The sequence below is a fragment of the Anaeropeptidivorans aminofermentans genome (assembly GCF_940670685.1).
Taxonomy (GTDB): Bacteria; Bacillota; Clostridia; order Lachnospirales; family UBA5962; genus Anaeropeptidivorans; species Anaeropeptidivorans aminofermentans.
In genome coordinates this window covers 3,083,572-3,095,927 of the sequence record NZ_OW711693.1, presented here as the reverse complement: position 1 = coordinate 3,095,927, position 12,356 = coordinate 3,083,572, and the positions used below count along the sequence as shown (strand labels likewise).

Below are 12,356 nucleotides of genomic sequence, written 5' to 3'. Positions count from 1 at the left end.
ATAATCATACGAGGTTTTTACATAAGAGGGTAAAGAATATGCTTTAATATTAATGATAATATAAAGGTGGGATTTTTTTGGTAAATAATATTGATATCAGTAAGGCTATGGAAATCAAGCTTTCAACTGAGCTTCCCGAATATCCTGAATTTGTAAAGGGCATAAGAAGGGCCCCCGACAGAGGATTCAGGCTTACCAAGGAGCAGACTAAAACTGCCCTTAAAAATGCTTTAAGGTATGTTCCCGAGGAACTTCACGAAAAGCTTGCTCCCGAATTTATGGAAGAATTAAAAACCTACGGCCGTATTTATGCCTACCGCTACCGTCCGGAAGGCAGATTATATGCAAAGCCCATAGATGAATATAAAGGCAGCTGCATAGAAGGCAAGGCCTTTCAGCTGATGATAGACAATAACCTTGATTTTGAGGTTGCTCTTTATCCCTATGAGCTTGTAACCTACGGAGAAACAGGTCAGGTGTGCCAGAATTGGCTTCAGTACAGGCTTATTGTGCAATATCTTGAGGTGCTTACAAGAGACCAGACCCTTGTGATTGCGTCAGGCCACCCTATGGGGCTTTTCCCTTCAAGGCCTGAAGCGCCGAGAGTCATCATAACAAACTCCCTTATGGTGGGTATGTTCGATAATATTAAGGACTGGGAAATTGCCGAGCAGATGGGTGTAGCAAACTACGGCCAGATGACAGCCGGCGGCTGGATGTATATAGGCCCTCAGGGCATTGTTCACGGTACTTTCAATACCCTTTTAAATGCGGGAAGGCTTGTTTTAGGCCTTGGCCATGACGAGGATTTAAAGGGTAAAATATTCGTGTCAAGCGGCCTTGGCGGTATGAGCGGCGCTCAGCCGAAAGCTGCGGAAATCGCAGGAGCCATAGGCATTATTGCAGAAGTTGACTATTCGAGAATAGAAACCCGCCATTCGCAGGGCTGGGTATCCATCGTATGCAAGGACCTTCCGGAGGTATTTAAGACTGCCGATGAATATAAAGCTAAAAAAGAACCCATATCCATCGCTTACCACGGAAATATCGTAGACCTTCTTCAATATGCTGTAGATCATCATATTCATCTCGACCTTATAAGCGACCAGACTTCCTGCCACAATACTTATGACGGCGGTTACTGCCCTCAAGGAATCACCTTTGAAGAAAGAACAGAGCTTCTTGCCAAAGACAGGGAGAAGTTTACAAAACTTGTAAATGAAACTTTGATTAAGCATATTAATCTTATAAAGATACTTCACGAAAGAGGCTCCTACTTTTTCGACTACGGAAACTCCTTCCTGAAAGCCGTTTACGATGCCGGCGCAAAGGAAATTTCCAAAAACGGCGTAGATGAAAAAGACGGCTTCATATTCCCTTCTTATGTGGAAGATATTTTAGGCCCTGAGCTTTTTGACTATGGCTATGGCCCCTTTAGATGGGTATGCCTTTCCAATGACCCTGAAGACCTTGATAAAACCGACTTTGCCGCTGCCGAATGCATTGACCCCAACAGAAGAGGTCAGGACAGGGATAATTATATCTGGGTTAAAGACGCAAAGAAAAATAAGCTTGTAGTAGGCTCTCAGGCAAGAATATTATATCAGGACGCAGAGGGCAGAGTAAAAATAGCCCTTAAATTTAATGAAATGGTAAGAAAAGGAGAAATAGGCCCGGTTATGCTGGGAAGGGACCATCACGACGTAAGCGGAACAGATTCTCCTTTCAGAGAAACCTCAAATATTAAAGACGGAAGCAATATTATGGCCGACATGGCGACCCACTGCTTTGCGGGAAATGCCGCAAGAGGCATGAGTTTAATTGCCCTTCATAACGGCGGCGGCGTAGGCATCGGAAAATCCATAAACGGCGGATTCGGCCTCGTCCTTGACGGCTCCAAGAGAGTAGACGATATCATTAAGTCTTCTTTAATGTGGGACGTTATGGGCGGTATCGCAAGAAGAAGCTGGGCAAGAAATGAAAACTCCGTTTCCACAGCTCTTTTATACAATGAAAAATATAAGGGCGAAGGCCATATTACGCTTCCTTTCATTCCGGAAGACGAATTAATCAATAAAACGGTTGACGAGGCATTTAAATAATATTTTAACTACCATGGGGGCTTTTATTAAAAGTCCCTATGGTATATCTGAAAAGATAATTTCTTTATACAAGACAATTATAGTAAATTTAAAATTAAACAGTAACAGAGTTCTATATTCACCTAGACGCAAATATGTACCGTTTTCTGCGGAAATCCATTTTTGAGTTTTTAGTGAATAGGCTTTTATTCCTTCTTTATGAGAAATTTACGATAGCCTTAAATAATTTTAAGAATTTACTTTTTCTGCATATTTGTATATAATGGTTAAGGCTCAGTATGATATAAACTTATAAAAAAATTTGATACAAAGCAGTATTCTTGACATTCTAATATAAACACGTTTTTCTTTAAATATTCAAATACAGTCTAAACAGCATATTACCTTGATGGTTTACAGCAAAACAATGAATTAGTATGATAAAAACCGTATATTTTGAATGGCTTAAAATAGCGATTCTATAGTTTAAGGCGTTTATGAAAAATAGGCTTTTATCCTGCCTTAAATCTTTTTTTGCTAAAAATAGAAATGCAATCTGAATTTTATTCAATGTTCGGTATAAATATCCAAAATAACTTAATATTTTTCATTTGCTTTAGATAGCCTATTGATTGAAGGGAGAATCAAATGACGGACCTTTTGATAAAAAACATAGGTATCCTTGCAACTCCTGAAGGAAACGGCCCGAAAAGGGGCAAAGAGCAAGGAGATATAGGAATTAAAAAAAATGTTGCAATTGGTATTACTTTTGGTAAAATATCTTATATAGGGGATATTGAGGAAGCGCCGGCAGCTAAGGAAGTTATTGACGCAAAAGGCTCTCTTGTTACCCCCGGCCTTGTAGACTGCCATACCCATCTTGTTTTCGGCGGGTGGAGACAGCATGAAATGGAACTTAAGCTGAAAGGTGTTCCTTATCTTGATATATTAAAGGCAGGCGGGGGCATCTTATCTACAGTGGAAGCCACCAGAAAGGCTACCTTTGACGAATTATACGAAAAAGCAAAAAAGCTTTCTCTTACAATGCTTCGCTACGGCACAACAACCATAGAAGCAAAAAGCGGCTATGGCCTTGAGCTTGAAACAGAGCTTAAGCAGCTGAAAGTAGTTCAAAAGCTTCAAGAGGAGCTTCCTATAGATTTTGTTTCTACCTTTATGGGGGCCCATGCAGTTAGCCCCGAATATAAAGGCAGAGGCGAAGAATTTGTTGATTATTTATGCAATGAAGTTCTTCCGGTGGTTGCGGGGGAAAAGCTTGCAGAATATTGTGATGTTTTTTGTGAAACAGGAGTGTTCGATCCTGGACTCTCCGAGAAAATGCTTTTGAAGGCCAAAGAGTACGGCCTTAAGCTCAAAATACATGCCGATGAAATAGACCCTATCGGCGGCGGTGAGCTTGCGGGCCGGTTGGGGGCTGCGTCTGCCGAACATTTAATAGCTGCAACCGACGAAGGCATCAGGCTGATGTCAAAAAGCGGAACCATAGGCGTTTTGCTTCCGGCTACAAGCTTTTATCTGGATAAGCCCTTTGCAAGAGCAAGGCATATGATTGATGAAGGCATGGCTGTTGCCTGTGCCAGCGATTTTAACCCGGGTTCAAGCCCGAATCTTAATTTACAGCTTGCTATGAATTTAGCATGCTTAAGGTACAAACTTACGCCCGAAGAGGCTCTCTGCGCCGTAACCTTGAATGCGGCATCGGCTATTGACAGGGCAGGCTCAGTAGGCAGTATTGAATTAGGCAAACAAGCCGATATTATAATATGGGACGCTCCCGACTTAAACTATATTTTTTACAGATATGGCAGTAATCTCGTGGACACCGTTATAAAAAAAGGCTTAGTTATATAATAAAGAAGGGGGTTTTCATTTATGAAAACAGATATTCAAATTGCTCAGGAATCGGAACCTTTAAGAATTGAAAAGGTAGCAGAAAGTGTGGGGCTTTCCGACGACAACCTTTTCCACTACGGAAAGTATAAAGCTAAGGTTGACCACAGGCTTTTGAAAAAATATGAGGACAGGCCCGATGCCAAGGTAATCCTTGTTACGGCCATAAGCCCTACTCCGGCAGGGGAAGGAAAAACAACCACAACCGTAGGTCTTGGCGATGCGCTTAAAAAAATAGGCAAAAGAACAGTTATTTGCTTAAGAGAGCCGTCTTTAGGCCCTGTATTCGGCGTTAAAGGCGGAGCTGCCGGCGGCGGATATGCTCAGGTTATTCCCATGGAGGATATTAACCTTCATTTCACAGGGGACCTTCATGCCATAGGCGCTGCCAATAATCTTCTTGCTGCAATGCTTGATAATCATATTTATCAGGGTAACGCTCTTAATATAGACCCAAGACGTATCGCATGGAAAAGGGCTATTGATATGAATGACCGTCAGCTTCGTTTCATCGTTGACGGATTAAGCGGAAAAACAAACGGCGTTCCGAGAGAAGACGGCTTCGATATAACCGTTGCTTCTGAAATTATGGCTGTATTCTGCCTTTCAACAAGCCTTCAGGATTTGAAAGACAAGCTTTCAAAAATGGTGGTTGCCTACACTTATGATAATAAGGCAGTTACGGCAGGCGAGTTAAACGCTCACGGCGCTCTTGCTGCTCTTTTGAAAGATGCCTTTGATCCGAACCTTGTTCAGACCCTTGAGCATACGCCTGCATTTATCCACGGCGGTCCTTTCGCTAACATTGCCCACGGCTGTAACTCTGTAGTTGCTACAAGACTTGCTATGAAGCTTTCTGATTATGTTGTAACAGAAGCAGGTTTCGGTGCCGACCTTGGAGCAGAGAAATTTATAGATATTAAATGCCGTAAAGCAGGTATCAGACCTTCTGCAGTAGTTATTGTTGCAACTGTAAGGGCTCTTAAGCATCACGGCGGCGCAACAAAAGAAAACTGGGGCGTTGAAGACCTTGACGTTTTAGAAAAAGGCTTTGAAAACCTCAGAAGACACATTGAAAACGTTACAAAGGTTTACGGCCTTCCTGCTGTTGTTGCAGTGAACCGTTTCCCGACAGATACAGAAAAAGAACTTCAGTTTGTTATAGATAAATGCAAGGCATACGGCGCAGAAGTAGCCCTTTCAGAGGTATTCTCCAAAGGCTCCGAAGGCGGTATTGAGCTTGCTGAAAAAATACTTCAAGCTTCCGAAAAAGAAAGCAACTTCAGTTTCGTATACGATACAGAGCTTTCTGTAAAGGATAAAATAAAGGCAATTGCAAATAAAGTTTACGGCGCTAAGGATGTAGTTTACACTGCGCCTGCAAGTAAGACCATAAAAGAAATAGAAGAATTGGGCTACGGCAATCTTCCTATTTGTATTGCAAAAACCCAGTATTCCTTCTCCGATAACGCGAAGCTTTTATGCGCTCCTGAAAATTTTGAAATTACAATCCGTCAGGTTCGCTTATCTGCCGGCGCAGGCTTCATTGTTGCCATCTCCGGAGAAATTATGACTATGCCCGGCCTTCCAAAGGTTCCTTCGGCAGAAAAGATTGATGTTGATGATGACGGCGTTATATCAGGACTTTTCTAAAAACAATATTTAGAATGCCTGAAAACGCGAATCAGGCCTGTTTGGGAGGATAAAATGAGATTAACAGAAAACGATTTAGTTAAATTTTCAGAAATACTTGCTTCCGACGCACCCGCTCCTGGCGGCGGTTCTGTTGCCGCTCTTGACGGAGCTTTGGGTATCGCCCTTACAAATATGGTTGCTGCTTTATCAAAGGGAAAAGAAAAATATATGGAATTTGAAGACCTTATTCATTCCGCCGATGAAAAAGCTACAGACCTTAGAATAAAGTTTTTGGACGCTATCAATAGAGACACTGAGATTTTTGCTCAGATGTCCGCTGTTTTTGAAATGCCGAGAACCACAGACGAGGAAAAGGCATTAAGAAGAGACGCTATGCAGGAGGCTTTAAAGGCCTGTACTGTTGTTCCTTATGAGATCATGGAGTTTTGTGCAGAGGCGCTCCAGGTTACAGATTCTATCGTAGGCAAATCCAATAAAAGCGCATCAAGCGATTTAGGGGTTGCCGCCCTTAATTTAAAGGCATCCATTCAGGCGGCATGGCTCAATGTTTTAATCAATATAGGCGGCATAAAAGACGAGGCCTTTGTGAACGATTATAAAGAAAAGGGCGAGGCTCTTTTGGCGGAGGCTCTTCCCTTAGCCGATAGTATTTACGAGCGGGTAAAAAGCTCCTTATAGTTTTATATACTAATCCATATTCATTAGTATGAACTTAAGGCCGGCGACCAGTATCCTTTAAAATACGGTTGCCGGCCTTTTTACTAATTTTATAAGGGCTACTATACTTCTTTATAAGAAATTTACTATAAATACGAAATAGTAGCAGTATCAATTTGTTTTTCTTGTTTTAAGCCATCTAAAGTCCAATATTCATTTGAGAGTAAAAGCAAATTGGCTATAAAACAAAAGAAGAAAAAGCTTTGTAAGTTTTTGCCTGCTATTAAGGTTTATTTATACTAAACAAACTTAAAAATGATACAAGCAGAGGATTGCAAATCATTTTTCAAGTGAGTTTCTTCTTGTAACTAACAAAGAAGTTTTCAGGTTTGTTAGCTATATTATAATTGCCACAGGGTAATTATAGTAGTATACTATTGCTGAAAAAGAAAGTATAAAAGTATGTGATAAAGAGGGTATCAATGTATAATTTTAAAAACATTACGCTCCCGGGCTATCGGACATTGAAAACGGCTATAGCTGCAACCATATGCCTTTTTGTTTACAGCCTTATGGGAAGGGACGGAGCAGTCCTTGCGGCAACGGCTGCCATTATATGCATGCAGGACAGTGTGGAAAAGTCTATTACAGCAGGAAAGAACAGGGTAAAGGGAACGCTTTTAGGCGGAATTTTTGCAAGCGCAATTATTGTTTCTGGCCTTTTAGAATACTCTTATGTATCTTATTTGGCATGCTGTTTTTTAGGGCTTACATTTTTGATATATATTGCCAATATATTAAATATAAAACAAAGCATTGTAATATCCTGTATTGTTTTTATTATTATATTAACCGATGCTTCAAAAGCGGCAAGCCCCCTCTATTACTCTATAAACCGTACCATAGATACCATAATCGGAATCATAATTTCCGTATTGTTAAACACTTTGCTTTTTAGGCCATCAGAAAGAACGGAGGCGGCTTACAAAATGTTCAGTTATAAGGTTATAAGAAAGGGCGACGTAGCAGAGGCTAAATGGAAGGGCGGAAGCACTTACGAGCTTTTTATTTCTCCTGAGGAAAGCCATTATCAGGATAGGGATTTTGATTTCAGGGTCTCAACAGCAATTGTAGAGCTTTCCCGCAGCGATTTTACAAGGCTTTCAGGCTTCGACAGGTATATTATGCTTATAGACGGCGAAATGCAGCTTTCCCATGAGGGCCAGAGAACTGTGGCGCTTGAAAAATACGGTATTGATTATTTTAAAGGAGAATGGCATACGGAAAGCTACGGAAAATGCCGTGATTTAAACCTTATGCTTAGAGAAGGCCTTACAGGGGGCCTTGAACCTGTAAAAAGCGGCTTTGAAGGCGAATATGCAGGAAAGGACCATTTAAGCTTTTTTATTCTTACAGATAATGTGGAAATAAAAATAAAGTCGGAAAATAAAGACTATACGGAAGTATTAAATCAATACGACTATATCATTTTGGGAAATATGGAAAATCAGACGGCAGGCTATAAGATTACGGTTCCTTCGGCATCTGGAGACTGTACAGAACCTGTGGCTGTTAAAATTACAGCAAAACAAGATTAAGGTAGGAACAAAAACCTATTTTTTATAAACGGCTTAAAATATAGAATCGCTATTTTAAGCCATTTAGAATATACGATTTTTGTTATGCTAATTCATTGTTTTGCTATAGATGCAATTCATAATAAAACGTACTTACAGTAATTTGCGGAAAAAGCCGGCAACTTGATATTGCATTATTAAAGCAGGCTGCTGTAAAACTTATTAAGTATAATACTGACTGAGGAGAAAAGTACATGAATTACGAAGAGGCTATGGGGTATATAACAGATACCTATAAGTTTGGAAGCAAAATGGGTCTTGAAAGGATAAAAAGACTTCTGGAGCTTTTAGGGAATCCCCAGAAGGGATTAAAATACGTTCATATTGCCGGAACCAACGGAAAGGGCTCTACAACCGCCTATATAAGCACAGTTTTAATGGAAGCAGGATATAAAACAGGCATTTTCATATCTCCGTTTATCCAGCGGTTTAACGAGCGGATACGCATAAATAAAGAGGAAATATCGGGAGAAGATATTGCAAAATATATCGTTAAAATAAAAGACATGATTGGTGTAATGGTTTCCGAAGGAAGCTCCCACCCTACGGAATTTGAAATCATTACGGCCATGGGCTTTATGCACTATGCAGAAAATAATTGTGACATCGTTGTTCTTGAAACAGGCCTTGGAGGAATTATTGACTCTACAAACATAATAGACGATTCTGTTGTAAGCGTAATAACGACCATAGCCTTTGACCATCAGCAGTATTTAGGAAACACCATTACTGAAATAGCAGAAAAAAAGGCCGGCATAATCAAAGAAAACGGAAGCGTTGTAATTTATCCTCAGTCTGATGAGGTAATGGAAGTTTTCCTTAAAGAATGCCAGATTAAAAATGCAAAGCTTTATAAGGTTTTAAGTGAAAATGTTAATATCATAAGCTCCGATACTACTTCTCAGGCCTTTGACTTTGAAGAGCATAAGGGCCTTCAGATAAGCCTTCTGGGGGAGCATCAGATATATAATGCCTCTCTTGCCGTAAAGGCTATTGAGGTTTTAAAGGAAAAGGGCTTTCACATTACTGATGAAAATTTAAGAAACGGCCTTTTTAATACCAAATGGCCCGGAAGGTTTGAAATCGTATTCAGAAATCCCGAAATTATAATAGACGGCGCCCATAATGTCCAAGGGGCGAATAATCTGGCGGAAAACCTTAAAAAATATTTTCCGGATACTAAGTTTGTATTCATAGTGGGGATACTTTCAGATAAGGATTTTGAACATATGCTTTCACCGTTTTTTCCTATTGCGGAAAAGTTTATTGCCGTTGCCCCTGATTATTACAGGGCAATAAAGGCAAATGATCTTAAAGCTTATCTTGAAAAGTTCCATGACAATGTCATTTCCTTTGATACGGTTAAGGGAGCCCTTGACTACGTAACCGCGGAAGTGGACAAGAATAAAATTATATGTGCCTTCGGTTCTCTCTACTACATAGGAGAAATCAGGGACTATTTTAATTTAGTGTAGGAGGTTATAGTATGAATAACAGCAGCTCAAAAACAAAGAAAATGGTATTAGCAGCACTTTTTATAGCTCTTCAGGTTGTTTTTGCAAGAATGCTTTCTATAAACACTCCGCTTTTAAGAATCGGTTTTAGCTTTTTGCCTGTAGCCATGTGTTCAATACTTCTGGGGCCTTTAGCCGGAGGCATTGCTGCCGCCATAGGCGATATTATAGGAGCCACCCTTTTTCCTACGGGGCCATTTTTTCCCGGATTTACTTTAAGTGCATTTTTATCAGGGGCTCTTTACGGCCTTTTTACTTACAGGAGGGCGCCCAGCTTCATAAGTGCGCTTATCCCTGTTGTAATCAATAATGTGTTTGTAAATATCGTAATGGGAACCTTCTGGCTTTCCATCATTCTTAATAAGGGGTATATCGCTCTTCTTCCGGGAAGAGTTACAAAAAATCTTTTACTGATTCCCATAGAAGCAGGAATGATTTTCTTCTTCTGGAAATATGTAATTAAACCCAATGAAGCGAGAATAGTTTAATGGATAATATAATTTCTATAATTGAAAAGGCCTATAGTGATGAAATTTTAAAAGCCTCCATATCTTCACCCTTTAAAAAAAGCAATGTTTATTTTAAAATCAATATTTCCGCCATAGAAATAAAAGGCGAAAGGGCATTGCAGTTTTCAAGATACTTTGAAAATAAAGTCACTCATGTGAATACCTTTTCAAAAGATGAAGCAATGGAAGAGATAAAGCTTATTCTTTCCGAGGGGTATAAGCAGTGGGATATTTATACCCAAAAGGAAGGCTTTAAGCTTATTATGAACAAAAAATACAATTTTAAAAGACTTCCCCTTGACTTAAAGGGGAAGTCTTATGAAGTTCAAAGCCACAATAAAGAAAAAAACTATATTATGCAGGAAGGCCGGCCCCTTCCTATGCTGATTGAGCTTGGCATCATGAATAAGGAAGGCTATATCCTAAAAGATAAGCAGAAAAAGTTCCGCCAGCTGAATAAATTTTTGGAAATTATAAAAGACACCGCCGACAAAATACCGGAAGGCGCTGAAATCCTGGATTTCGGCTGCGGAAAATCCTATCTTACCTTTGCCCTTTATTATTATCTTAACGTGGTTTGTGAAAAAAATGTAAAGATAACAGGCCTTGATTTGAAAAAGGACGTTATAGAGTTCTGCAACGGCCTTGCCCAAAAATGCGGCTATAGCGGCCTTAAATTTATATGGGGAGACATCATGGACTATGAATCCCCTAAAAAAGCCCATATGCTGATTACCCTTCATGCCTGTGATACGGCTACGGACTATGCCCTTGCCTATGGCGTTAAAAGCGGAATAGAGGTGATTCTTTCCGTTCCCTGCTGCCAGCATGAGCTTTTTAATCAAGTGTCAAATGAAAGTTTAAACGTTGTTTTAAAGCACGGCATATTGAAGGAACGGTTTTCTGCGATTCTTACAGACGGATTAAGGGGCGCTCTTCTTGAAGCCATGGGTTATAAGGTAAATATCATGGAGTTTATAGAAAGCGCGCATACGCCTAAAAACATTATGATAAAGGCCGTAAAAACCAAAGGAATAAAGAAAGAAGAAAAGCTTTCAGAGTATTTAAGCGCCGCAGAGCAGTTTCAAGTAAAGCCGAAACTTTTTGAGCTTTTGGAGGAATACTTATGATAAATTATATCAGGTCTTTAAATCCGGAAGAGTTTCATAGGCTAAAAAGCAGCAGCATAGGAAACCGCATTATAATTCTTGACGAAGTGGGCTCTACCAACGATTATGCCAAGAAAATCGCTTATTCAGAAGCGGAGGGCACAATTGTCCTTTCAAATACCCAGACAAAGGGAAAGGGAAGGCTTGGCAGAAGCTGGGAAGCAGGAATCAATACGGATATTGCCATGAGCATTATTTTAAAGCCTGATACGGATATATTAACGGCTCAGCGGCTTACTTTAATCGGCGGCCTTGCCGTAAGCAAAGCCATAAAAGAAGCATCAGGAGAGCCGGCTTATATAAAATGGCCTAACGATATTGTACTGAACAATAAAAAAATATGCGGAATCCTAGCGGAAACCAGTATACAGGCCAATAAGCTTGGCTACTGCATTTTAGGTATCGGGATAAACGTAAATTCAAATAATTTCAAGGGAGAGCTTGAAAAGAAGGCCGGCTCCTTATTTTCCGAAATGAGAAGGCATTTTTCCAGAGAAGAAATCATCATAAAAGTAATTGAGGAAATGAATATTTATTATCCCAGATATATAAAAGACGGCTTTTCCCCTTTTATAGAAGAATACGAAGACCTTTGCCTTAATATCGGAAAGGAAGTACGGCTTGTGGACGGCAATACTGAAAGAACAGGCTTTTGTGAAGCCGTCACGAATACGGGAGAACTTGTTATAAAAGATAAAAGCGGAGAAAGATATTCCGTTTCAGCAGGAGAAGTATCTGTAAGAGGGCTTTACGGATATCTATAAGGTCATAATGAATAAAGATAGAAACTTCTTTATTCATTATGAGATGGCGCTCACTTAAAAATGATTTACAAGTAAGTTCTTATATCATTTCTAAGTTTACTTAGTTTTAGATTTGAGGTGTTTCATGGAAAAAAGTAAAAATGTTATAGGCGGAGCTTCCGTTTACAGCAAAAAATATTTTTTAAATCCCGAATATAACAAGCTTCCTACTCAGGTGCTTGATGAAATACATGAGCTATGCGTTTTTTTCGCTCAAAAGCTCCACTGTGTATTTACAATTAATTTCAGCGACGAAGGCAAAATATATTTTGAAACCAGAGCCATGGAAACAGACTATAATTTTGACGAAATAGGGGCAAAGCTTGATGTGGATAAGCTCATCAGAGACAAAGAAGCGTTCATAGCCTCCCTTGAACTTTGGCATAAGGTTTTTATCAGAAAAGAGCGTATTTAAGTGA

10 protein-coding genes are annotated in these 12,356 nt (G+C 39.8%); all 10 read left to right on the top strand.

What is annotated here, in order from left to right:
* Window positions 1-107 precede the first annotated feature (107 nt).
* The 10 genes from NBX03_RS13050 (at window position 108) to NBX03_RS13005 (ending at window position 12,352) form a co-directional block, all read left to right on the top strand.
* A complete protein-coding gene (locus NBX03_RS13050; RefSeq protein WP_334303382.1) occupies window positions 108-2,102 on the top strand; it encodes a urocanate hydratase in 1,995 nt (664 codons plus the stop codon).
* Between the two features lie 627 nt (window positions 2,103-2,729).
* The gene (gene hutI, locus NBX03_RS13045; RefSeq protein WP_250228203.1) at window positions 2,730-3,953 is read left to right on the top strand and encodes an imidazolonepropionase; all 1,224 of its coding nucleotides are present in this window, start codon (window positions 2,730-2,732) and stop codon (window positions 3,951-3,953) included.
* 21 nt (window positions 3,954-3,974) lie between these two features.
* On the top strand, window positions 3,975-5,645 hold the full coding sequence (locus NBX03_RS13040; RefSeq protein ID WP_250228202.1) for a formate--tetrahydrofolate ligase: 1,671 nt from the start codon (window positions 3,975-3,977) through the stop codon (window positions 5,643-5,645).
* Between the two features lie 54 nt (window positions 5,646-5,699).
* Entirely contained in the window at window positions 5,700-6,326 is a 627-nt protein-coding gene (locus tag NBX03_RS13035; protein WP_250228200.1) for a cyclodeaminase/cyclohydrolase family protein, read from the top strand.
* A 461-nt stretch (window positions 6,327-6,787) separates the two neighbouring features.
* The gene (locus tag NBX03_RS13030; protein ID WP_250228199.1) at window positions 6,788-7,903 is read left to right on the top strand and encodes a HutD family protein; all 1,116 of its coding nucleotides are present in this window, start codon (window positions 6,788-6,790) and stop codon (window positions 7,901-7,903) included.
* 233 nt (window positions 7,904-8,136) lie between these two features.
* Window positions 8,137-9,417, top strand: a complete 1,281-nt coding sequence (locus tag NBX03_RS13025) for a bifunctional folylpolyglutamate synthase/dihydrofolate synthase (protein ID WP_250228198.1) — start codon at window positions 8,137-8,139, stop codon at window positions 9,415-9,417.
* 11 nt (window positions 9,418-9,428) lie between these two features.
* On the top strand, window positions 9,429-9,944 hold the full coding sequence (locus NBX03_RS13020) for a folate family ECF transporter S component (RefSeq protein ID WP_250228197.1): 516 nt from the start codon (window positions 9,429-9,431) through the stop codon (window positions 9,942-9,944).
* Entirely contained in the window at window positions 9,944-11,095 is a 1,152-nt protein-coding gene (locus tag NBX03_RS13015) for a class I SAM-dependent methyltransferase (protein WP_250228196.1), read from the top strand. Before NBX03_RS13020 ends, NBX03_RS13015 begins: the two co-directional genes overlap by 1 nt.
* Window positions 11,092-11,898, top strand: coding sequence for a biotin--[acetyl-CoA-carboxylase] ligase (locus NBX03_RS13010; RefSeq protein WP_250228195.1), 807 nt, complete (start codon window positions 11,092-11,094; stop codon window positions 11,896-11,898). The genes NBX03_RS13015 and NBX03_RS13010 overlap by 4 nt, the downstream gene beginning before the upstream one ends.
* Before the next feature lie 124 nt (window positions 11,899-12,022).
* Window positions 12,023-12,352 carry a DUF6145 family protein gene (locus NBX03_RS13005; protein WP_250228194.1) on the top strand — a complete coding sequence of 110 codons (330 nt, stop codon included), beginning with the start codon at window positions 12,023-12,025 and terminating at the stop codon, window positions 12,350-12,352.
* Window positions 12,353-12,356 lie beyond the last annotated feature (4 nt).